Consider the following 22,796-nt stretch of genomic DNA (forward strand, 5'->3'; position numbering starts at 1 on the left):
CCTCATTTGGGCGGTTTTTGCGTTATTTAAGCTGGTTTTCTCAGAATATCTTTGCTTTTGTTGCGTAGGGCGAGTGACCTTCCGGTCAGGTTGGTTCAAACTACAGACTTTCAAGCAGGGAGATGTAGGGCGATGCAAGGTCACCCAGACGTAATCGATTACCTCAACACGTTGCTGACAGGCGAACTGGCCGCGCGTGACCAATATTTCGTGCACTCGCGGATGTATGAGGACTGGGGTTTCACCGAGCTCTACGAACGTATTAACCATGAGATGGAAGAAGAAGCAGGGCACGCTGATGCACTGATGCGCCGGATCCTCATGCTCGAAGGTACCCCTCGTATGCGTCCGGACGATCTGGATGTCGGCACCTCCGTGCCTGACATGCTCGCCGCTGACCTGCGCCTGGAATACAAAGTCCGTGCTGCTCTCTGCAAGGGCATAGAGCTTTGCGAGCTGCACAAGGACTATGTCAGTCGCGAGATGCTGCGAGTTCAGCTGCACGACACCGAGGAGGATCACACCTACTGGCTCGAAAAGCAGTTGGGTCTGATCAAACTGATTGGACTGGAAAATTACCTGCAATCGCAGTTCTGACGCAGTAGGAGCGAGGCTTGCCCACGAAGGGATCGCTGCGGTGCATTCAGACCGAGGTGAGGCCTTCGCGGGCAAGCCTCGCTCCTACAGAAACGCACAAAAAAGCCCCTCTCACTGTTGAAGTGACAGGGGCTTTTTCGTGGGGCAAGGTCAGGCTCGATCACGCTCCAGCAGCGGTTTGAGATAGAAGCCGGTGTGAGACTGCTTCATCTCGGACACTTCCTCCGGTGTACCGACGGCGATGATCTGGCCGCCTTTGGAACCACCTTCCGGCCCCAGGTCCACCAACCAGTCGGCGGTCTTGATCACATCCAGGTTGTGCTCGATCACTACCACGGTATTGCCGTGGTCGCGAAGACGATGCAGTACGTCGAGCAGTTGCTGGATATCCGCAAAGTGTAGGCCGGTGGTCGGCTCATCGAGGATGTAAAGCGTCTTGCCGGTATCGCGCTTGGACAGCTCGCGGGACAGTTTCACCCGCTGGGCTTCACCGCCGGACAGCGTCGTCGCCGATTGCCCCAGCTTGATGTACGAAAGGCCTACGTCCATCAAGGTCTGAAGCTTGCGCGCCAAAGCTGGAACTGCATCGAAGAACACCCGTGCTTCCTCGATGGTCATCTCGAGGGTTTCGTGGATGCTCTTGCCCTTGTACTTGATCTCCAGCGTTTCGCGGTTGTAACGCTTGCTCTTGCAGACGTCGCACGGGACATAGATATCCGGCAGGAAGTGCATTTCCACCTTGATCAGGCCATCGCCCTGACAAGCTTCGCAGCGTCCGCCCTTCACATTGAAGGAGAAGCGCCCCGGTCCGTAACCGCGGGAGCGAGATTCCGGTACACCGGCGAACAACTCGCGAATCGGCGTGAACAGCCCGGTATAGGTCGCCGGGTTGGAGCGTGGCGTGCGACCGATCGGGCTCTGATCGATGTCGACGACTTTATCCAGATGCTCCAGGCCTTTGATGTTGTCGTGAGCTGCCGCTTCCAGAGTCGTGGCGCCATTGAGTGCGGTAGCGCTCAAAGGAAACAGCGTGTTGTTGATCAGTGTCGACTTGCCCGAGCCGGACACACCAGTCACGCAGGTCAGCAGACCGATCGGAATCTCCAGGTCGACGTTACGCAAATTGTTGCCGCGAGCGCCCTTGAGGGCCAGCGACAATTTCTTGTTACGCGGCGTGCGTTTGGCTGGAACTGCGATCTTTACCCGGCCCGACAAGTACTTGCCGGTCAGCGAATCAGGGTGAGCCATGACCTCGGCCGGCGTCCCTTCGGCGACGATATGCCCACCGTGCACGCCGGCGCCCGGGCCGATATCCACCACATAGTCGGCCAGACGAATCGCATCTTCGTCGTGCTCGACCACAATCACCGTGTTGCCGATGTCGCGCAGGTGTTTGAGGGTGCCCAGCAACCGGTCGTTGTCCCGTTGATGCAGGCCGATCGACGGTTCATCGAGGATGTACAGAACGCCCACCAGGCCGGCGCCAATCTGACTGGCCAGACGAATACGCTGGGCTTCGCCGCCCGACAGCGTATCGGCACTGCGATCCAGGGACAGGTAGTCCAGGCCAACGTTGACCAGAAATTGCAGTCGCTCGCGGATTTCCTTGAGAATCTTGTCGGCGATCTCGCCGCGGCGACCGGTCAGTTTCAGCACGCCAAAATATTCACAGGCGTCGCCAATCGGCAGATTGGTCACCGCCGGCAGGGTCTTCTCGCCGACCCACACGTGCCGCGCCTCGCGACGCAGACGAGTGCCGCGGCAATCCGGGCAGGGTTGGGTGCTGAGGAACTTGGCCAGCTCTTCACGGACCGAAGCCGATTCGGTTTCGCGGTAGCGGCGTTCCAGGTTCGGCACGATCCCTTCGAACGGGTGCGAACGTTTGACGATGTCGCCACGGTCGTTCAGGTATTTGAAATCGACGTTCTGCGAGCCACTGCCATGCAGGATGAATTTCTGCTGATCGGCCGGCAGGTCGTTGAACGGCACTTCAAGGCTGAACTTGTAGTGTGAGGCCAGCGAGCCAAGCATCTGGAAGTAATAAACATTGCGCCTGTCCCAGCCGCGAATCGCACCTTCGGCCAGGGTCAGTTCACCGTTCACCAATCGTTTGGTGTCGAAGAATTGTTTAACCCCCAGACCATCGCAGGTCGGGCAGGCGCCGGCCGGGTTGTTGAAGGAAAACAGCTTGGGCTCCAGCTCGCTGATGGCATGGCCGCAGATTGGACAGGCGAAGCGTGCGGAGAAGATGATTTCTTCGCCGGGCTCGTCATCCATCGGCGCAACGAGGGCGATACCGTCTGCCAGTTTCAGCGCGGTCTCGAACGATTCGGCCAGGCGTTGTTGCAAATCGGCGCGGACCTTGAAGCGATCGACCACGACATCGATCGAGTGCTTCTTCTGTTTATCCAGCTTCGGCAGTTCGTCCAGTTCGCAGAGCCTGCCGTTGACCCGGGCCCGCACAAAACCCTGGGCCCGCAGTTCTTCGAAGACCGAGAGGTGCTCGCCCTTGCGCTCGCGGATCACCGGGGCCAGCAGCATCAGTTTGCTGCCCTCCGGTTGTGCCAGCACCAGATCGACCATCTGGCTGACGGTCTGGGCTTCCAGCGGAATGTCATGGTCCGGGCAGCGCGGAATACCGACGCGAGCGTAGAGCAGGCGCAGGTAGTCGTAGATTTCGGTAATGGTGCCGACCGTCGAACGCGGGTTGTGCGAGGTCGACTTCTGTTCGATGGAGATCGCTGGCGACAGACCTTCGATGGTGTCGACGTCAGGTTTTTCCATCATCGACAGGAATTGCCGGGCGTAGGCCGACAGCGATTCGACATAACGGCGCTGGCCTTCGGCGTACAGCGTGTCAAAGGCCAGGGACGACTTGCCGGATCCGGACAGGCCGGTGATAACGATCAGTTTGTCCCGTGGCAGGGTCAGGTCGATGTTCTTCAGGTTGTGGGTTCGGGCCCCACGAATCAGGATCTTGTCCAAAGTGGCCTCGCTCGGCGGGCGTCGAAAACGTAGGAGTATACGGCCAAATACTGGATGGATGCACACTATCAAATGCGGGGTGCGCAACCTCGCATGAAGACTGCGTCATCTGTGCGCGTCATAGCGTCGCGATGTACCCCGTCAATCGATGGGACTGGTAGAATCGCCGCCGGTTCACATGAGGTTTTTCCATGCACGATCCCCACAGCGAACGCATGAGTGGCAGTGAGACCCGCGCAGCAAGCGGTCTGGCCCTGGTGTTCGCCTTCCGTATGCTTGGCATGTTCATGGTGTTGCCGGTTCTGGCGACCTATGGGATGGACCTGGCAGGAGCGACCCCTGCCCTCATCGGGTTGGCGATTGGCGCTTACGGCCTGACCCAGGCGGTTTTTCAGATTCCTTTTGGCTTCATTTCCGACCGCATCGGTCGTCGTCCGGTGATTTATCTGGGGCTGATCATCTTCGCTCTGGGAAGTGTACTGGCGGCCAATGCCGATTCGATCTGGGGCGTCATCGCCGGACGCATCCTGCAAGGTGCAGGGGCGATTTCCGCGGCGGTCATGGCGTTGCTGTCAGACCTGACCCGCGAACAGCATCGGACCAAAGCCATGGCCATGATCGGCATGACGATTGGTCTGTCATTCGCTGTCGCCATGGTTGTAGGACCGTTGCTGACCCGTGTTTTCGGTCTGTCCGGGTTGTTCTTCGCCACTGGTGGCATGGCGCTGTTCGGCATCGTCATCGTGATGTTCATGGTGCCGCGTGCTACCGGGCCGTTGCAGCACCGGGAGTCCGGCGTCGCGCGACAGGCGCTGATACCGACGCTCAAGCACCCGGACCTGCTGCGCCTGGATCTGGGCATTTTTGTGTTGCACGCGATGTTGATGTCGAGCTTCGTGGCATTGCCCCTGGCCTTGGTCGAAAAGGCCGGGCTGCCCAAGGAGCAGCACTGGTGGGTGTACCTGACCGCGCTGCTGATTTCCTTCTTTGCCATGATCCCGTTCATTATCTACGGCGAGAAGCGACGCAAAATGAAACGAGTTTTGCTCGGTGCCGTCGTGACGCTGATGTTCACTGAGCTATTCTTCTGGCAGTTCGGCGACAGCTTGCGGGCTCTGGTAATCGGCACGGTGGTGTTCTTCACCGCGTTCAATCTGCTGGAAGCCTCTTTGCCATCGCTGATCAGCAAGGTTTCACCGGCAGGCGGCAAGGGCACGGCGATGGGGGTTTATTCCACCAGTCAGTTCCTCGGTTCGGCACTGGGCGGGATCCTCGGCGGCTGGCTGTTCCAGCATGGCGGTTTGTCGGTTGTGTTCCTTGGATGCGCAGGTCTGGCTGCCCTCTGGTTAGCCTTTGCTGTTACCATGCGAGAACCTCCGTATGTGACAAGCCTGCGCTTGCCGTTGTCGCCCGAAGCGATTCGTGAAGCTGGCCTGATCGAGCGCCTGAAGGCCGTCGTTGGAGTAACCGATGCAATCGTGGTTGCCGATGAAGCGGCGATTTACATCAAACTGGACACCGAATTATTGGATCGCACTACCTTGGAGCGTCTGGTGAACAACCCGGCCGCGACAGCGTGCGAAGCCTAGGAGAACGTTATGGCCCGTGGGGTTAACAAAGTCATATTGGTCGGCACTTGCGGCCAGGATCCCGAAGTTCGCTACTTGCCTAACGGTAACGCCGTGACCAACCTGAGTCTGGCGACCAGCGAACAGTGGACCGACAAGCAAACCGGTCAGAAAGTCGAAAAGACCGAATGGCACCGTGTGTCGATGTTCGGCAAGGTTGCTGAAATTGCCGGCGAATACCTGCGTAAAGGTTCGCAGGTCTACATCGAAGGCAAACTGCAAACCCGCGAGTGGGAAAAAGACGGTATCAAGCGTTACACCACTGAAATCGTGGTCGACATGCAAGGCACCATGCAGCTGCTGGGCGGCCGTCCACAGCAGGGCGACCAACAAGGCGGGGGCAACAACTACCAGCAGTCCGCCCCGGCTCCACGCCAACAGGCGCCGCGTCCGCAGCAGTCGGCACCGCAACAATCGCGTCCGGCTCCACAGCAGCAGGCCGCTCCGCAGCCAGCTCCGGATTTCGACAGCTTTGATGACGATATCCCGTTCTAATTCCTACCTAAGACTATTTTGTAAGGTTTAGCCTCGAAACCCCCAATCAGTCCTTTGACTGGTCGGGGGTTTTCTTTTGCGCCTCATTTTGTAGGAGCCAGCTTGCTGGCGAAAAACGATGACGCGGTTTGCCTGATTACCCGCGTGACCGTTCTTCGCCAGCAAGCTTGGTTCCTACAGGATTGCGGTCCGCGCCGAGTGCAGTTTCTTGTAGCTATCGATCAACCGCAGGTGCCTGTCGAGCCCCTCCAGTTTCATGCTGGTCGGTGTCAAGCCATGGAAGCGCACGCTGCCGTCCACCGATCCGATCGCTGCATCCGTCCGCTCGCTGCCAAACATCCGCCGGAAATTGGCCTCGTAATCTTCCAGTTCCAGGTCTTCGTCCAGCTTCATCTCCAGCACCACATTCACGGCCTGGTAGAACAAGCCACGCTCAACCGTGTTGTCGTTGTACTGCAGGAACATTTCCACCGCCTCTTTCGCCTCTTCAAATTGCTGCAAGGCGAGATAGATCAGCAGCTTCAACTCCAGGATCGTCAGCTGACCCCAGGCGGTATTGTCGTCAAACTCGATGCCGATCAGGGTGGTGATATCGGTGTAGTCGTCCAGCTCACTTTCCACCAGGCGCTCAACCAGCGCTTGCAGTTCGTCTTCGTCCAGGCGATGCAGGTTCAGAATATCGGCGCGGAAAAACAGCGCTTTGTTGGTGTTATCCCAGATCAGATCGTCTACCGGATAAATTTCCGAATAGTTCGGTACCAGGATGCGGCAGGCCTTCGCGCCGATATGCTCGTAGACCGCCATGTACACTTCCTTGCCCATGCCTTCGAGAATGCCGAACAAGGTCGCGGCTTCTTCGGCATTCGAGTTTTCACCCTGGCCGGAGAAGTCCCACTCTACAAATTCGTAATCAGACTTGGCACTGAAGAAGCGCCACGACACCACGCCGCTGGAATCGATGAAGTGCTCGACGAAGTTATTCGGCTCGGTTACTGCGTGACCTTCAAAAGTCGGCTGTGGCAGGTCGTTGAGGCCTTCGAAACTGCGGCCCTGCAGCAATTCCGTCAAGCTGCGTTCCAGCGCCACTTCCAGGCTCGGATGCGCGCCGAACGAGGCGAACACACCGCCGGTACGCGGGTTCATCAACGTGACGCACATCACCGGGAACTCGCCACCCAGGGACGCATCTTTAACCAGCACGGGGAAACCCTGCTCTTCCAGCGCCTGGATACCGGCCAGAATCCCGGGGTATTTCGCCAACACTTCGGCCGGCACGTCAGGCAGTGCAAATTCACCTTCGATGATTTCGCGTTTTACCGCGCGTTCGAAGATCTCCGACAGGCACTGCACCTGGGCTTCGGCCAGCGTGTTACCGGCACTCATGCCGTTGCTGAGGAACAGGTTTTCGATCAGGTTGGACGGGAAATACACCACCTCACCGTCTGACTGGCGCACGTACGGCAGCGAGCAGATGCCGCGCTCTTCATTGCCGGAGTTGGTATCGATCAGATGGGAGCCACGCAGTTCGCCGTCACGGTTGTAAATCTTCAGGCAGTATTCGTCGAGAATTTCAGTCGGCAGTTCATCCTTGCGACCAGGCTTGAACCAGCGTTCATGCGGGTAATGCACAAACGGCGCGTTGGCGATGTCTTCGCCCCAGAACTGGTCGTTGTAGAAAAAATTACAGTTCAGACGCTCGATAAACTCGCCCAGCGCCGACGCCAACGCGCCTTCTTTGGTCGCGCCCTTGCCATTGGTAAAGCACATCGGCGAGTGCGCATCGCGGATGTGCAGCGACCACACATTGGGCACGATATTGCGCCACGAAGCGATTTCAATCTTCATGCCCAGGTCCGCCAGAATGGCTGACATATTGGCGATGGTTTGCTCCAGCGGCAGGTCCTTGCCGGCAATATAAGTGCTCGCCTCGGAATTAGAAGCAGGCATCAATAACGCCTGGGCATCGGCGTCGAGGTTTTCCACCTCTTCGATCACAAACTCAGGCCCGGCTTGCACTACTTTTTTCACGGTGCAACGGTCGATGGATCGCAGAATGCCCTGGCGGTCCTTGTCGGAGATGTCCGCTGGCAACTCGACCTGGATCTTGAAAATCTGGTTGTAGCGGTTTTCCGGGTCAACAATGTTGTTCTGCGACAGGCGGATGTTATCCGTGGGAATACTGCGAGTGTCGCAGTACAACTTCACGAAATAAGCTGCACACAACGCCGACGAAGCCAGGAAATAGTCGAATGGACCAGGTGCCGAGCCATCGCCCTTATAGCGGATAGGTTGATCGGCCACCACCGTGAAGTCATCGAACTTGGCTTCAAGCCGAAGGTTGTCGAGAAAGTTGACCTTGATTTCCATGGGGGGATTACCAGAATAACGGGCTAGACAATTTGGCCGCCATTATCCGGTATTTCAGCCGTAAGTCTTGCGGGTAGCTTATTTATGTCCATACCGGCGATGGATGGGTCAATCGAGTATCAGGTGTGGCAAAAACCGGCTCGAATCCTTGGTGATCAAACTGTTGTCTTCCCGCACGCCAATCCCCGCTGCTTGATCCCCGATTACCCAAGAGCCAATCAGCGTAAAGCTATCGCCAAACTGCGGCAGCGGGGCGAATTCCTGAAGGATAAACGGCGCATCGGTGTAGGGGCCGTCTTCTTTTACGATCAGGCCGTCGGCGGTTTGCAATTCAATGTTGGCGCCTTCCCGGGAGAAGAACGGCTTGCGCACCCAGCCCTTGGGTACCGCTTTGCTCGGGTCGGCATCCAGGTGCGCCGCGAGCAGGTTCGGGTGACCTTTGTTGAACTCCCACAGCAGCGGCAAAATGCCCTTGTTGGAAATGATCGATTTCCACGCCGGTTCGAAAAACTGTGTATCGCTCTGGGCAATCGCAGCACCAAAGGGCTCGTGGAAGATGAACTCCCAGGCATGCAGCTTGAACAGGTGAGGAATCCAGCGATCTTCCAGGTCGACGAAGCATCCTTCATGGGTGAGGCCGATGTCCTCGATGTCGATGTGCCGTGACTCGATGCCGACTTTTTCCGCGATCAGGCGCAGATAGTCGGTGGTGCCTTTGTCTTCGACCGAGTCTTTCATCGAGGCGAAATAGAAGGGCTGTTTGAGCTGCAGTTGGGCAAAGGCCTGATGCAACTTGGTGTCGATGCTGTTGAACTGATCGGCATGTTTGGGCAGCAAACCACGTTCGATACATTGTTCCAGCCAACCCCACTGAAACGCCGCTGCCTCATACAGGCTGGTCGGCGTGTCGTAGTTGAGTTCCAGCAACTTGGCCGGCCCGCTGCCGTTGTAGGAAAAATCCATACGCCCGTACAGATGCGGGTGGCCTTCGAGCCATGAAGTGCGAAGCATGTCGAAGAATGGCGCGGGAATGCTCAGGCGCTCCAGCAAGTCCTCGCTCTGAACCACGCGGGCCACCAGGTCCATGCACATCTCATGAATCTCGGTGGTCGGGTCTTCGAGATCGTGCTCGATCTGTTTGAGCGTGAACTGGTAATACGCGCTCTCGTCCCAATAAGGTTCGTCGTCGATGGTATGGAACAGGAAGCCAAGACTTTCAGCGGTCTGTTTCCAGTCATGACGCTCGGCGCAGAGGATCTTCTTCATGGTGCTCGTTCCTTAACTGCTCGATTGGCCAGCGCTGCTCGAACCGCCCCAACCGCTGCGGGCGCTGGCTTTGCTGCCGAAGCCGCCACGGGATGTGGACGACGCAACGGAAATCGGCTTGCTGGCGGAACGGACTGAGTCGGTATAGCTGCTGCTGCCGTACCTTGCCTGATTGGATTTGGTAAAGGTTGCGCCTTTCGAAATCCGCTGGTTAAGCGTCGAGGAGCCGTAGTTGCCGCGATCATCGCGGTAGCGGTAGACCGGCTGGGAGTAATAGCTGTTGCGGTTGTTGCTCAGCATGTTGCCGATCAGCAGGCCGGTCAGCAGGCTGGTGCCGGAGAACCCGGAGCCGCCACTGTTCGCTTCTGAGGCGGGCAATTGAGCCTTGGCGGCGTCCACTTGGGATTGGGTCACCTCGCCATCGGCGGTCAGTTCGAAACCACCCAGCTTGGGGATGAACTTGCCGGCGGAATCCTGCTGACACCAGTCAGCGACAAAGTCGGCATCGCAATCGGCCTGGTTGTCGTACACCGGCGCGATACGGCGATGCTCAGCCATGGCGGCCATGTAGGCGTCAGAGCAGACGTCCACCGGGAGCTTTTCATCGGCACACTGCTGAACAGACTGGAAGTTGTACTTCTTCTGCATCGCGTAAGTTTTTTCTTCCTGGCCGCAGCCTGATATCGCCATGGCGACCGACGCTGCCAGCGAGAGCTGAACGTACTTGCTTCGTTTCATCGGGATCTCCGTGGCGCAATCAGTTCTGGGAAGGGGTCATGCACGCGGCGTTCAACATGCCGACGCTGATGGCCACTGCCGCGATATAGATGCCCGCAGCGATTTCACCTTTTTTAATCCGTTCAGAGGCGCCTTTAAGCACCAGGCTGGTCAGCAGAAACGCCAGCAGCTGCACGAAAGCGGCGATCACTGCCCAAACGACGAAGTCCAGAAGGCTGATCGAGTAGGCAATCACATTGCTGGCTGGAATGGCGAAACCGATCATGGCGCCTCCCAGGGCGATCGCGGCGGCAACGTTACCCGAACGGATCAGTTCGAACTCCCGGTGCGGCGTGATTCGGGTGTAGATGAACTGAAACAGCGCGAACAGCACGGCAGCGCCAAGAATGTACAAAACAAACCCGAGCACGGCGGCTTTGTTCAGGGAGATGGAGAGCGCTTCAAGCATGGACTTCTTCCTTTTTAAAAAGTGTTCAGGTCAGTGGTGTACAGCGAAATGCCCAGCGAAGTGCTCAAGCTGATGGTGCCTTCGGCGTCTTCTTCGACCGAAAACAGCAGGAATTCCCGGCGATCGGTCAGGCCGGTTTCCCGGACGTATAGCATCGAACGGTGTTCGATACTGTAGGACTCATCCGGATTTTTCAGGTGTTCGCTCAGCGCCACCAGTTCCGTCTGGCCGCTCTCGGTGCCCCATTCGCGGGTGTATTCGACGCCGTCGTGGTTGTAGGTCGGCAGGCCAATCAAGCTTTGAGGGCCGGCCAGCCGACTCAGCTCCGCTTCACTGTTGATGGTGATGTAACTGAGGTAATTGAACAGGATCACCGACTCGACCTGTCCGGCGATGCCACCGGTAGTGTGTACTTGCAGCCAGTAATCTTCGTCGTTCATGTAATAGCGCGACAGCCAGGTCGACTGCCCGAGATCAACAGTGCCAGCGCTCCAGATTTGCTGGGAGCCAGGGATGACCACAGTGGTGTTACCGTCGAGCAACAACTTCAGGGTGGTATCGAACATCACCTCTTTGCCCAATGTCAGGCCCAGTGGACCGATGGCGGGCAGGGTTTCATCGGTTGCCCATTTCGATTGCGTATTCGCTTTCGGGGCCTCAAGCCCCATCAACTGCTTAAACCATCCCATGGGTGATTTCCTTGAGGCGCATGGAGGCGATGTAGAAGAGTTCGCCGCCCTCGACGCGAGTGGCGCCGGGTGGGTTGATCGACGGGTGTCGGGCGCCTTTGGCGCGGTAGCCGATAAGGGTCGCGTTGTGGTGTTCTTTCATCTGTGCGTACAGATCGCCGAACGTTGCTTCAAAGGTGTCGGGCAGTTTCATCAAGTATTGGGTGGCGCCTTGACCCACGCACAGCAATTCATTGATGACCACGGATGAGCCCGGATCCTGAGAGGCGCGCACCAACATCTCGATGGCCATGCTCGAGGTGCACTCCAGGCGGGGCGCGTAGGCGCTGGCGAGCGCAGCGATTTCACTTTCATTGAAGTGGGCGACCACATGGCCGACAGGGCTCAGTTGATTGACCGCCAGCACGGTGGCCAGGGTCAGATCGTCTGAGTGGGTACGCACCAGGACGCGCTCGGCACCGGGAACGCCGGCACGCAGCAAAAGTGCGGCAGAGGACAGGCTTTCGCCTTTGATAAAGTCCGCTTTGCCCGGCATGGGATTTTCTTCGAGGTCGCAATCGCAAATGACGATCAGGTTGTCATTGGATGTTTCGTCCTGCAGCAATAATTCAACGACCCGCTCGCTGGATGCGCCTTCCCAGCCGATGAGAACCGTATGGCCGACCTTGCCGGTGAAATCGCCTTTACCCTTCATGCCTTTTCTCCATACATCGATGACACTGCTGGTGGTTTTGCCGATGGCTGCCGTCAGCAGCGCAATGCCCCCGAGCATGACCCAGGTCGCCACGAAAATTCGTCCTGCGGCTGTTTGTGGCGCGAGATCGCCATAGCCGACAGTGAGTGTGGTGGTGAGATAGAAGTAGGTAAACGTGGCGGCGGCGATGAGATGTTGTTCGCCCAGAAGCACCAGGCCGATCCAGGCCGTACTCAGGTGGATGCCCAACGCAATGGCCAGGCCTGCCCAGCCGAACCGATGGAAGAAGGATGAGGCGTACGTGCGCAATAAAAGGAAAATTGACATTACATCCCTGACTCCGTGGGGCTCATTCCTGGCGACGTAATCGCTCTGGCGTCTGAGTGCTCAAGTGCGTTTACCGGGCGGCATTAAACCTGCTGCGCGGCGTAGATAACAGTACCTTGGCTGCAATAAACCCGGCGATCGCCCCAAAGATATGCCCTTCGAAGGACATGCCCTGGCGAGGAAGGAAGCCAAAGATCAAGCCGCCATAGAGCAGGACCACGACACTGGCTGTTATCAGGTTGCTCCAGCTCCTCTGGAACCAGGCGCGCGACAGAAGATACGCCCACAGCCCGAATACCCATCCGCTGGCACCGACGTGTACACCTGAAAAACCGAACAGCCAGACCAGCGAACCGCCCAGCAAAATAATGATAGCGCTGACGACCATGAACCGGCTGAGTCCTTCGACAATGACCAGGGTACCGAGGATCAAAAAGGCAATCAGGTTGGTGCTCAGGTGCGCAAAGGACCCATGCAAGAAAGGCGAGGTGATGATGCCGGCCAATCCGTGCAGTGTTCTCGGCACCAGGCCGAAGGCAGTCAGGCTGTAGCCGGTCGCAACATTGAGCAATTGCAGCACAACCATGAAGAGGGCCACGCCTGCGATTGTCTTGAAACCCTTCAGGGTATCCATCCGTGACCTCGACTCAAAAAAGAAGGGCAATCAATTAATGCCTGTCAGTCAAGCACAACCCATGTGGGAGCGGGCTTGCTCGCGAAGGCAGTGTGTCAGGCAACATTGATGTCGACTGACACTCCCTCTTCGCGAGCAAGCCCGCTCCCACAGGTTCCGCAGCTCGGCATTAAATGCCCTTCCTGCTGCGGTGTTGCTTACTCAGCCGATTTTTTCTTCAGGCGCTCCAGAATCGCATTGGCGCTGCCTTCGTTCGGCGTGATGCCGGCTTCGCGCAGCTTGCGCTCCAGGTCGGTGCCGGTCGATGCATCGGCCAGTTGGTCCTGGGCTTGCAGTTCAGCGGCACGTTGCTGCTGCTTGGCTTGCAGGCGGTTCAGCGTACCGACGGCGGTTTCCAGTTTGCCGTTGGCGCCGCCACTGGCGATCGAAGCACTGACCTGGGCTTTCTGTACGCTTTCACGCGCCTTGGCCATGTCCACTTGCTGACGCAGGCTTTTGATGCGGTTTTCGGCCTTGGTGATGTCTTTACGCATGCTGTCCGCGTAACCGCCGAATTCGGTGGCCTGCTTCTGCTCGACATCCAGTTCATTGGTCAGGGTCGAAATGGCTTCGGCCACTTCCAGTGCCAGATCTTCGCGGTTGGCCTGGATCGCGGCCAGGGCCTTGGATTCCAGGTCCTTGATCTTGGCGTTGTACTCGCTGACGCGATCAGTCGACAGTTTGTGCTTGGCCATGATGGTGACCAGCTCACGCTTGGCGTTGGCCAGCGCGCTGTCAGCATCGCGAATTTCCTGGTCGAGGATGCGCAGGGCCTGTTGGTCGACGATCGATTCACCGACTTCATTGGCACCGCCACGCAGCGCGGTGAACAATTTGCTCCAGATGGACTGAGTCATTGGATAGTTCCTGTTCCCGAAAAATTAGATGAAGAAACGTTCGAAGGCTTCGCTGGCGCGCTGGACGTTGTCGACGAGGGTTTTGACCTCGGTCACGACGTTGGTCAGGCTGGAGTCGGAGCTCAACGCGCCGAACATGTTGTAAACGACCTGACCGTTGGGCATGGACTCGATACCGATCGAGGACAGCGGGAACATTTCCCGGCTGCGCAGCACGGCATCGTTGAAGGCCGGTACGTCGTTGATGGACTCGACATCGACCAGAACGGTATCGACGATGACCTGATCGCCCACCACCGCGATGTAAATCGGCAAACCACCGAAATCGTTCATTTCCAGCTTGATGCTGGACTCGGAGCCTTGAACGAGGGAGAGGGTGATGTCGTTCGAAACCACTTCGTCGAGGGCCTGAAGGGCGCTGTAGAGGCGATCGATGTTCCAGTTATTACCTGCGCTCATGTAATTCTCCGACATGAATGAGCCAGCCAGAATCGGTTGGCGTAGCTGTTTCTCCATCTGCTTGAGCAGGCTTCGATTTTCGGGAAGCACCCAAGTCTCGTGTTTCACATAGCCGGCGGCACCCAGGCCCGCGCGCATCTGCTTCATGTAGAAGCTGGAGGGTTTTTTCGCGGACGGTTTCGAGCGCTCTCCCTTGCTGCTCGCGGAATCGGTAACAGATCCGGTAGGCGGATCTGATGGAGAGCTGCTTTGCATGATGCTGGCCTCGTTGTGAAAAATCTCACGCGTGAGAAACACTACAGGCATTTTTTGCAGCTCTCAATAGCTCACGCGTGAGATTTTTTCGACTGTGTAGGAGCGGGCTTGCCCGCGAAGACGGCAGCACAGTCAACATTGATGTTGCCTGATACACCGCTTTCGCGGGCAAGCCCCAATGCCAGTCAGTTAAGCGAGTAAACCCGCTTTTCGTAGGAGCCAGGCTTGCCGGCGAAGGCGCACTTAAGGACGTCTTCGCCGGCAAGCCTGGCTCCTACAGATCCGATTTGCCCTTAACTGACTGGCATTGGGGCAAGCCCGCCCCCACAGGTTTCTCACCTCAACCAGCCAGAAAATCGTCGGTGGACACCACGCTGGCATAGGCAAAACCCAGGGCCGACATGAAGGCGGCGTGAACGTGGGCGGCCGGCACGGTGACGCCGTTGAACTCCAGGTCAAGGGTGGCGCAGGCGTCGTGAATCACCGTGACGGTGTAGCCCAGATCGGCGGCGGCGCGGGTGATGCCGTCGATGCACATGTGGCTCATGCTCCCGACCACCACCAGGTGCTCGATGCCTTGCTGGTCGAGGAGGGCTTCCAGCTCAGTCTCGCGGAACGAGTTGACGAAGTGTTTGAGCACCACCGGTTCGTCGGCGCGGTTAAGGACTTTGGGGTGCAACTTCGCACCTTCGGAGCCTGGCGTGAAGAACGGTGCGGCGTCGGAGGTGAATTCGTGGCGGATATGCACCACCGGATCACCGGCCTCGCGAAACGCCTGAATCAACCGTGCGGCGTTGTCTGCTGCGGCGTCGGCGTCCACCAGCGGCCACTTGCCCTGGGGGAAGTAGTCGTTCTGGATATCGACTACGATGAGTGCTTGCTTGGCCATGACTGTTTCCTCGAAGTGTGTGTTGGGTGTGCAATCAAGTATTGGGTTTAGCGGGCTGTGCGAGGATTGGCCGCACCGACAATAGAAGGGGGAAAACTGACAATGGGTGTAGAAAGGGCAGTCGCCGAACTGGGAGTGCTGATTTATCCCGGTGCGCAGATGGCGGCGGTGCATGGGCTGACGGACCTTTTCGGCGTGGCCAACCGGATCGCCGCCGAGCATCAGGCGGCGCAGCTACCGTTGCTGCGGGTCAGTCACTGGCAGGTCGATGGCGATCAAGTGCCCGAGCGGGTCTATGACACTCATCCTGGCCCGGCCGGCGCATTGGTCGCCGTGTTGATCCCGCCCTCGATCGGAGGTTTTTCCAAGGGGCAGGCGCCCCAAGGACTGATTCGCTGGATTCGGCAGCAACACGCCAACGGTGCGACCCTTGGCGGGGTCTGCGTGGGTTCTATTCTATTGGCCGAAAGCGGCCTGCTCGATGGCCGTAGCGCCACTACCCACTGGACTTCGGCCAAGGCCTTCGCCGAGCGTTATCCGGCGATCAAACTCAAGGCCGACACGCCCATAGTCGATGATGGCGACCTGATCACCACCGCCGGCTTGATGGCCTGGTCAGAGCTGGGGTTGTGGCTGGTGAACCGCTTGCTCGGGCCGAGTATCGCTACCGGCACGGCGCGGTTTCTGGTGGTGGAACACAGCGACAGCGCGAGCGAGTGCGGCAGCAATTTTTCACCGATTCTCAGCCATGGCGATGCGTCGATTCTCAAGGTCCAACATTGGTTGCAAAGCACCGGGGCGACCGATGTTTCGGTGGCGGCGATGGCCGAGCGGGCGGGGCTGGAAGAGCGCACTTTCCTGCGGCGTTTTCGTGCGGCGACCGGGTTAAAACCCACCGAGTACTGCCAGCACCTGCGAGTCGGCAAGGCACGGGAAATGCTCGAGTTTACCAACGGCACCATTGATCACATTGCCTGGACCGTGGGTTACCAGGACCCGAGTGCGTTTCGGGCAACGTTCAAAAAGATTACCGGGCTGGCGCCGAGTGATTACCGGGCGCGGTTTGGTGTGTCTGCGACCGCGGCAACGGCTCGGTAGCGAGCATCACCACAGATCAAAATGTGGGAGCGGGCTTGCTCGCGAAAGCGGTCTATCATTCGACATTGATGCTAACTGACCCACCGCATTCGCGAGCAAGCCCGCTCCCACATTAGATCTGCGTCAGGCTTTGGTCGTGCAAAATGCCGGAAGTATTGGAAGGCGTCGTGCAGAATAAAACAGGCTTGGTGCCATCATGCATTTCGCAACCGGCTGATTTGAACCCCGTTTTGCTCCAGCCGCTGTTGGCCTGATCTCTGCACCCCTTCAACTACATTCATCAAGCGCAGATTGAAGGGGAACGCATGACCCCAACAAACCGCAAGAAACTGGTGCTCGCCCATTCGGTGCGCCCCGACGCCTCGCTGCACGAAGTCGAAACCAATCGCGCGCTGGCCCGTTGGCTGGCGCAGGTCGTCGGGCTCGAATACGGCGGCAGTTATGACGTGGACCTGCATAGCGGCCGTGATGTTTATCTGTTGCCGACTCAGACGCTGGTGGGCGTTGCTGCCGCCCGGCAGTTGGGTGTCAAAGGGCCGGAGGATTTGTGGGGCGGTTACGTCGACCACGATTTCATCTGCACCAAAGCCATCAGCCATGGGTTGTTGAATCGCTATGCGTTCGCACCCGAAGGTTGGGTGCCGTTGTTTTCCGAACGGGTGCGCAGTGTCGTGCTTGATGGCCTCAGCGTGTTCTCCCTGGAGGATGCTCGCCCGGCAGCGGAGCATCTGCTCTACAGCGGTCCGATCCGCATGAAGCCTATTCATGCCTGCGCCGGACGCGGTCAGGAAGTGATCGAAAGCCTCGATCAGTTCGACGCCATCCTCGCTCGTCCCGAGGTCAAAACGTTGTTCACCGAAGGTGTGGTGCTGGAACAAGACTTGACCGAGGTGGTCACCCATAGCATCGGTCAAAGCTTCATCGGCGACAAAGTGCTGAGTTATTGCGGTGATCAATACTTGACCGAAGACGGTCAGGGCGAGCAGGTTTATGGAGGCTCCAACCTGTTGGTGGTGCAGGGCTATTACGAGGATCTGCTGGCGCTGGAACTGCCGGATGACACAAGGCTGGCGATCCAGCAAGCGCAGGTGTTCGACAGCGCAGCGGATGAAGCCTACCCCGGTTTCTACGCCTCGCGACGCAACTACGACATCGCCCAGGGGCTGGACTGCAATGGCAAAAAACGCAGCGGCGTGCTCGAACAGTCCTGGCGCATCGGCGGTGCAAGCAGTGCTGAAGTCGCGGCGCTGCAGAGCTTCGTCAACAACCCCGGCTTGCGCGCAATTCGCGTGTCGTCGGTCGAAACCTATACCGACCGACCGCTGCCGGCCAACGCCATTGAGGTTTATCGCGGACCAGCGGAACACAGTGACTTTCTTCTCAAGTACGTAACGGTCAAATCCTATGACGGCTAGAAGCGAAACCATTGCGATCGACATCGACGATGAACAGATGAGCGGGACCTTTCTCAGTCCCAAATCGAAAGTCCCGGGTGTGCTTTTCGTCCACGGTTGGGGCGGTAGTCAGGAACGTGATCTGGAGCGCGCCAAGGGCATCGCCGGTTTGGGTTGCGTGTGCCTGACGTTCGACTTGCGCGGCCATACCGGCGGGACCGGTATTCCATTGTCGCGGATAACCCGCGAAGACAATCTGCGCGACCTGCTGGCAGCCTACGACCGCTTGCTCGCTCACCCGGCGCTCGACACTTCAGCGATCGCCGTGGTCGGTACCAGTTATGGGGGTTATCTGGCGGCGATCCTGACCTCCTTGCGCCCGGTGCGCTGGTTGGCATTGCGGGTGCCAGCGTTGTATCGCGACGACTTTTGGCACACGCCCAAGCGTGAGCTGGACAAGCTCGATTTGCGCGATTATCGCAGCACGCGGGTCAGCGCCGACAGCAATCGCGCGCTGCATGCCTGTTCGCAATTTACCGGGGATGTGTTGCTGGTGGAGTCCGAGACCGATGCCTATGTGCCCCACGCGACCATCATGAGTTACCGCGCCGCGTGTCAGCAGACCCACTCGCTGACTCACCGGATTATCGACGGTGCCGATCACGCCTTGAGCGAGCCTGTCTCGCAACAGGCGTACACCTCAATCCTGGTGGGCTGGATCACGGAAATGGTGGTGGGCGAGCGGTTGAGCATTATTCAGTCGAGTTAGATTTGCAGTGTTCTTGCGATCATTCGCGAGCAAGCCCGCTCCCACATTTGATCCGCACTGCCTGTCTAAGCGCTATCAATGTGGGAGCGGGCTTGCTCGCGAAAGCGGCATCCGTTTCAACCAATCTCTCAAGAAGGTTTCTTCTGGATCCGCAACGACCTCGCCTTGGCCTCCACCACCAGGTACATCACCACGGTAATCAGCAGCGGCAAGAGGAAATAGATCGCCCGATAAGCGAGCAACCCCGCCACCAGGCTTCCCCGCGAGACCTCATGTTGCAGCAACGCCACGAACACCGCCTCCAAGACGCCGAGCCCGGCCGGAATGTGGGTAATAACCCCGGCAAAGGCGCTGATCAGCAACACGCCAAGCACCAGCGGATAGTCCAGCTTGCTTGGCAGCAGGGTGAAGATCACCGCCGCCATCAGCGACCAGTTCAGCGCGCCGAGGGCCAGTTGCAGGACGGCCATGTGCAGCGACGGCAGATTGATTTCCACGCCGCGAATCGACCACTCCCGTCGCCTGGAAAACCGGCAGGCCGCCAGATAACCCGCGCTCAGCAGCAGCAATAACATGCCCACGCCTTGCAGGGCATCGCTGCTCAACTTCCAGCCCGGCGGCATTCGCACCAGTCCGCTGCTGAACACTGTGCCGGCAATCACCATGTAGCCGAACCAGTTGGTCGCCAGGCTCAGCCCGAGGATTTTCGCGATGCCGCTTTTGCTCACGCCAAGCCGCGAATACAGCCGATAACGCATGGCGACCCCGCCGACCCAGGCGCTCAGGTTAAGGTTGAAGGCATAGCTGATGACGCCCACTGGCAGGATCTGTCGCCAGGTCAGGTCCTGTCGGATATAGGTGCGACCGATCAGGTCGAAACAGGCGTACACCAGAAAACTCATCAGGGTTATCCCGAATGCGAGGATCAGTGTGCGCACTTTGAAATCGGCGAGGGTATCGAACACTTCGCCCCACTCGATGCGCTGGGCAAGCATCGTGAACAGCACGATCAGCGCCAGAAAAAACAGCATCGTCAGCGGCTTTTTCCAGCGGTGCCAGTGGGATTTTCGCGGCGTGTCGGAGTGAGGGGCAGGCTGCGCATCAGAATGCCTCATGCCTTATCGCTCCCGGTCGGATGGATGAAGGGTTTCAGGCGCGGTTTATGCGCCGGCAGCCAACCGGCCCACGCCGGGAAATGCCGCAGGAAGTGAAACACCAGAAAGCCGACGGTCATGTGCCAGATCCGCCCGCGAGGCGCCTTGTTCGCCGACATGACCTGGCAGTGATTGCTGCTCAATTCGTCGAGACGCTCGAACAGGTCGCGGTTGAAGGCTCGGTCGCGGATCAACACATTGGCTTCCAGGTTCAGGGCCAGGCTCAGCGGATCGAGGTTGCTTGAGCCGACGGTACTCCAGTCCTCGTCGACCAGGGCGACTTTGCCATGCAGGGGTCGGTCGCAATATTCGTAAATCGCTACACCGGCTCGCAGCAGATAATCGTAGGTCATGCGCGCGGCAAGTCTGGCTACCCGCAAATCCGGCTGCCCTTGAAGAATCAGGCGCACCTCGACGCCGCGCCGCGCCGCGTTGCGGATCTCGCGCAGCAGCCGATAGCCTGGAAAGAAATAGGCGTTGGCGATCACCACGCGATGTCGGGCGCCGCGCACTGCCCGCAAATACACCTCTTCGATATCGCCCTGATGTTCGCCATTGTCGCGATACACCAGCCGTACCTGACCATCATGATCGCTGACCGCCAGTTCCGCGCGCCGCTGTCTGCGGCGTTGCCACCAATATTTGGCCCGGGCCGGGCGACCGCTTTGCAGCAAGGCAAAATGATGAATATCGGCCACCGCCGGACCTTGCACTTCAACCGAATAATCCTGTTTGGCCTCCGGGCCGAAGTCGGCCAAATGGTCGGCGGAAAAGTTGATTCCGCCGAGGAACGCAATCGTGCCGTCGACCACCACAATCTTGCGGTGCAGACGGCGGAACCAGTTGGTGCGGATGCCCAGATGACGCGGGGCGGGGTCGAATATCTGCAGGCGCACACCGGCATTGCTCAGGGCGGCGAGGAACTCCGTACTCAGTTCACCACAGCCAAACCCGTCGAGGTTGACGGTGATGCGCACACCGCGTTGAGCCGCTTCAATCAGGATCTGTTGAAGTTCGTTTCCGACCTTGTCCTCGAACACAATGAAGGTCTCCAGCAGGATTTCACTCTGGGCCTGGCGCAGCGCTTCAAACACCCGTGGAAAGTATTCCTCGCCGTTCTCCAGCAATTGGACCCGGTTGTTACCGTGCCAACCGTATACGACGTCAGTCACCGCCGGCTTGCGCACGGGCGGCGGTGCGGAGACCTGTTCGATCGTGGTTTTTTCCATCAATGGGCCGGTCATAGCTCGATCTCCACCGATAGCGGTGCATGGTCGGAAAGGTGTGACCAAGGCCGTGCCGCGAGTACTTGCGGATGGCTGGCCTTAAGGTTGCGCACGTAGATGCGGTCCAGGCGCAACGCTGGCAGACGCGCCGGGAAACTGCGCGCCGGTTTGCCATGCAGCTCGGCGAACACCTCACGCAAACCGCAGGGCTTGAGCAGCGCATCGGCGCGCAGGCGCCAGTCGTTGAAGTCGCCGGCGATCACCACCGGGGCATCCAGCGGCAACTCTTCCATGCGCTGGGTCAGCAGTTTGAGTTGTGCCAACCGGTGACTTTCGAGCAGTCCGAGATGGACGCAAATGGCATGCACCTCCCGGCCATCACCGGGCATGCGCAGCACGCAATGCAGGATTCCACGGTTCTCATGGCCGCTGATGGAAACGTCGAGGTTATCGTGACGAATGATCTGGAATTTCGACAACAGTGCATTGCCGTGATCGCCCGCCGGATAAACCGCGTTGCGCCCGTAGGCAAATTGCGGCCACAGGGTATCGGCCAGAAATTCGTACTGGGGCATCGCTGGCCAATTGTTGTAGCGCCGGGGGTGATGCTCGTGGGTGCCATGGACCTCCTGCAGAAACACCACGTCGGCGGACACCGTGCGCACCGCCTCACGCAACTCGGGCAGGATGAAGCGCCGGTTGAGCGCGGTGAAACCCTTGTGGGTGTTGACCGTCAGCACGGTGAAGCGGCTCACCGAGCTGATAATTGGCTGTTGTTCATCCGTCGTACCGACAGGTTCGGGAATGCTCATGGCAGTACCCCTTCGGCAACCGGCTCGCCGGGAGCGGTGACGAGGTCTTTGTCGAGATGGAAACGCTCAAGCAAGCGGCGGGCATCGAAGGGCGCACGGACTTTGATGTCGTTGTCGAAATAGCAGAATACTTCCCGGGATTTGCGGGTCTTGGGTTTTTGCCGAGGCGCGATCAATTCCGGATCCTTTGGTTGCTGTCCGTGATACCAGGCCTCGATCCGGTCGCCCCAGCGTTTCAGCGCTTGGGGGGTGTAACCGCTGGCGTAGAGTTCTTCGGCGCCGTGCAGGCGCAGGTAGACGAAATCGCTGGTGAGGTCTTCGCGATACGGCCATTTGCCCGCGGTGTCGGCAATGACCAGCGCAGTGTTGTAGCGTTTGAGCAGGCGGACAAAGGCGGGATCGACAAAGCTCTCGTGGCGAATTTCCACGGCATGACGCAGCGGTTTCTTGCCGTAGGCCTTCATGCTGGCGTGACCGTTCAAGCGCGGTTCATGCTGGCGGGCGAGGGCGGCGGCCTGTTCCGTGTCGTGGGGCAATTGTTCGAGAAAACTTTCGAACAACTCCGGGTCGAATTTGAAGTTGGGTGGAAACTGCCAGAGGATCGGGCCGAGTTTCTCCTTGAGTTCCAGCACCCCGGAGGCGAAGAAATTCGCCAAGGGTTTATGGATGTCCCGCAGGCGCTTGATGTGGGTAATAAAACGCGGCGCCTTGACGCTGAACACGAAGCCCGCCGGGGTTTCGGCGTACCACTGGGCGTAACGTTCTGGCCGTTGCAGGGCGTAAAACGATCCATTGATTTCGATGCTGTTTACTGCCCGTGAAGCGAATTGCAATTCGCGCTTCTGGGTCAGCCCTTTCGGGTAGAACTCCCCCCGCCAAGGCGTGTAGCGCCAGCCTGAAATACCGATATGAATCGCCGCCATGTCGCCTCCCGTCTATGTAGCCCTCGGACAGCCTCTGTCTTTTGATGACTGCC

The 22,796-nt window shown here is 58.6% G+C and carries 21 protein-coding genes; 6 read left to right on the forward strand and 15 right to left on the reverse strand.

The window, feature by feature from the left end:
- Positions 1 to 132: 132 nt before the first annotated feature.
- On the forward strand, positions 133 to 597 hold the full coding sequence (gene bfr / locus MEB48_RS17870) for a bacterioferritin (RefSeq protein WP_237885334.1): 465 nt from the start codon (positions 133 to 135) through the stop codon (positions 595 to 597).
- Between the two features lie 150 nt (positions 598 to 747).
- Here the strand turns inward: bfr and uvrA are convergent, their stop codons facing one another.
- Positions 748 to 3,582: an excinuclease ABC subunit UvrA gene (uvrA, locus tag MEB48_RS17875; RefSeq protein WP_237885335.1), complete on the reverse strand. Its 2,835-nt coding sequence runs from the start codon at positions 3,580 to 3,582 to the stop codon at positions 748 to 750.
- Between the two features lie 191 nt (positions 3,583 to 3,773).
- Here uvrA and MEB48_RS17880 point away from each other — a divergent pair, with 191 nt between their 5' ends.
- Together MEB48_RS17880 and MEB48_RS17885 are read left to right on the forward strand one after the other, a co-directional pair.
- Positions 3,774 to 5,171: an MFS transporter gene (locus MEB48_RS17880; protein WP_237885336.1), complete on the forward strand. Its 1,398-nt coding sequence runs from the start codon at positions 3,774 to 3,776 to the stop codon at positions 5,169 to 5,171.
- A gap of 9 nt (positions 5,172 to 5,180) precedes the next feature.
- The gene (locus MEB48_RS17885) at positions 5,181 to 5,705 is read left to right on the forward strand and encodes a single-stranded DNA-binding protein (RefSeq protein ID WP_007896798.1); all 525 of its coding nucleotides are present in this window, start codon (positions 5,181 to 5,183) and stop codon (positions 5,703 to 5,705) included.
- A 174-nt stretch (positions 5,706 to 5,879) separates the two neighbouring features.
- Here MEB48_RS17885 and MEB48_RS17890 read toward each other — a convergent pair whose 3' ends face one another.
- The 10 genes from MEB48_RS17890 to MEB48_RS17935 form a co-directional block, all read right to left on the reverse strand.
- Entirely contained in the window at positions 5,880 to 8,072 is a 2,193-nt protein-coding gene (locus MEB48_RS17890; protein ID WP_237885337.1) for an OsmC domain/YcaO domain-containing protein, read from the reverse strand.
- 108 nt (positions 8,073 to 8,180) lie between these two features.
- Entirely contained in the window at positions 8,181 to 9,338 is a 1,158-nt protein-coding gene (locus MEB48_RS17895; RefSeq protein WP_237885338.1) for a glutathionylspermidine synthase family protein, read from the reverse strand.
- 12 nt (positions 9,339 to 9,350) lie between these two features.
- Positions 9,351 to 10,076: a DUF1190 domain-containing protein gene (locus MEB48_RS17900; RefSeq protein WP_237885339.1), complete on the reverse strand. Its 726-nt coding sequence runs from the start codon at positions 10,074 to 10,076 to the stop codon at positions 9,351 to 9,353.
- Positions 10,077 to 10,095: 19 nt separating this feature from the next.
- The gene (locus tag MEB48_RS17905; RefSeq protein ID WP_237885340.1) at positions 10,096 to 10,524 is read right to left on the reverse strand and encodes a DUF350 domain-containing protein; all 429 of its coding nucleotides are present in this window, start codon (positions 10,522 to 10,524) and stop codon (positions 10,096 to 10,098) included.
- Between the two features lie 14 nt (positions 10,525 to 10,538).
- Positions 10,539 to 11,213: a DUF2491 family protein gene (locus MEB48_RS17910; RefSeq protein WP_237885341.1), complete on the reverse strand. Its 675-nt coding sequence runs from the start codon at positions 11,211 to 11,213 to the stop codon at positions 10,539 to 10,541.
- Entirely contained in the window at positions 11,200 to 12,234 is a 1,035-nt protein-coding gene (locus MEB48_RS17915) for an ion channel (RefSeq protein WP_237885342.1), read from the reverse strand. The genes MEB48_RS17910 and MEB48_RS17915 overlap by 14 nt, the downstream gene beginning before the upstream one ends.
- Positions 12,235 to 12,304: 70 nt before the next feature.
- Positions 12,305 to 12,868, reverse strand: a complete 564-nt coding sequence (locus MEB48_RS17920) for a rhomboid family intramembrane serine protease (protein ID WP_237885343.1) — start codon at positions 12,866 to 12,868, stop codon at positions 12,305 to 12,307.
- 197 nt (positions 12,869 to 13,065) lie between these two features.
- Positions 13,066 to 13,764, reverse strand: coding sequence for a PspA/IM30 family protein (locus tag MEB48_RS17925; protein ID WP_237885344.1), 699 nt, complete (start codon positions 13,762 to 13,764; stop codon positions 13,066 to 13,068).
- A 24-nt stretch (positions 13,765 to 13,788) separates the two neighbouring features.
- Complete coding sequence (locus MEB48_RS17930) at positions 13,789 to 14,370, reverse strand: YjfI family protein (protein WP_030131197.1); 582 nt, start codon at positions 14,368 to 14,370, stop codon at positions 13,789 to 13,791.
- A gap of 448 nt (positions 14,371 to 14,818) precedes the next feature.
- Positions 14,819 to 15,367 carry a cysteine hydrolase family protein gene (locus MEB48_RS17935; RefSeq protein WP_237885345.1) on the reverse strand — a complete coding sequence of 183 codons (549 nt, stop codon included), beginning with the start codon at positions 15,365 to 15,367 and terminating at the stop codon, positions 14,819 to 14,821.
- Between the two features lie 102 nt (positions 15,368 to 15,469).
- On the opposite strand from MEB48_RS17935, the gene MEB48_RS17940 reads away from it, so the two are divergent.
- The 3 genes from MEB48_RS17940 to MEB48_RS17950 all read left to right on the forward strand — a co-directional run bounded on the left by MEB48_RS17940 (position 15,470) and on the right by MEB48_RS17950 (position 18,628).
- A complete protein-coding gene (locus tag MEB48_RS17940; RefSeq protein ID WP_237885346.1) occupies positions 15,470 to 16,465 on the forward strand; it encodes a GlxA family transcriptional regulator in 996 nt (331 codons plus the stop codon).
- A 305-nt stretch (positions 16,466 to 16,770) separates the two neighbouring features.
- Complete coding sequence (locus tag MEB48_RS17945) at positions 16,771 to 17,880, forward strand: DUF3182 family protein (RefSeq protein ID WP_237885347.1); 1,110 nt, start codon at positions 16,771 to 16,773, stop codon at positions 17,878 to 17,880.
- Positions 17,870 to 18,628 (forward strand): alpha/beta hydrolase family protein, encoded by a 759-nt coding sequence (locus MEB48_RS17950; protein ID WP_237885348.1) that lies wholly within the window; start codon positions 17,870 to 17,872, stop codon positions 18,626 to 18,628. Before MEB48_RS17945 ends, MEB48_RS17950 begins: the two co-directional genes overlap by 11 nt.
- Positions 18,629 to 18,756: 128 nt before the next feature.
- Here the strand turns inward: MEB48_RS17950 and MEB48_RS17955 are convergent, their stop codons facing one another.
- From MEB48_RS17955 to MEB48_RS17970, 4 genes are read right to left on the reverse strand one after another with little or no spacing between them, the layout of a single operon-like run.
- Positions 18,757 to 19,743 (reverse strand): lysylphosphatidylglycerol synthase domain-containing protein, encoded by a 987-nt coding sequence (locus MEB48_RS17955; protein ID WP_237885349.1) that lies wholly within the window; start codon positions 19,741 to 19,743, stop codon positions 18,757 to 18,759.
- Complete coding sequence (gene clsB / locus MEB48_RS17960) at positions 19,740 to 21,026, reverse strand: cardiolipin synthase ClsB (protein WP_237885350.1); 1,287 nt, start codon at positions 21,024 to 21,026, stop codon at positions 19,740 to 19,742. The genes MEB48_RS17955 and clsB overlap by 4 nt, the downstream gene beginning before the upstream one ends.
- A complete protein-coding gene (locus tag MEB48_RS17965; protein ID WP_237885351.1) occupies positions 21,023 to 21,820 on the reverse strand; it encodes an endonuclease/exonuclease/phosphatase family protein in 798 nt (265 codons plus the stop codon). Before MEB48_RS17965 ends, clsB begins: the two co-directional genes overlap by 4 nt.
- The gene (locus tag MEB48_RS17970) at positions 21,817 to 22,743 is read right to left on the reverse strand and encodes a DUF72 domain-containing protein (protein ID WP_237885352.1); all 927 of its coding nucleotides are present in this window, start codon (positions 22,741 to 22,743) and stop codon (positions 21,817 to 21,819) included. Before MEB48_RS17970 ends, MEB48_RS17965 begins: the two co-directional genes overlap by 4 nt.
- Between the last annotated feature and the right edge of the window lie 53 nt (positions 22,744 to 22,796).

This window comes from Pseudomonas sp. PGPR40 (assembly GCF_022014505.1).
Classification (GTDB): domain Bacteria; phylum Pseudomonadota; class Gammaproteobacteria; order Pseudomonadales; family Pseudomonadaceae; genus Aquipseudomonas.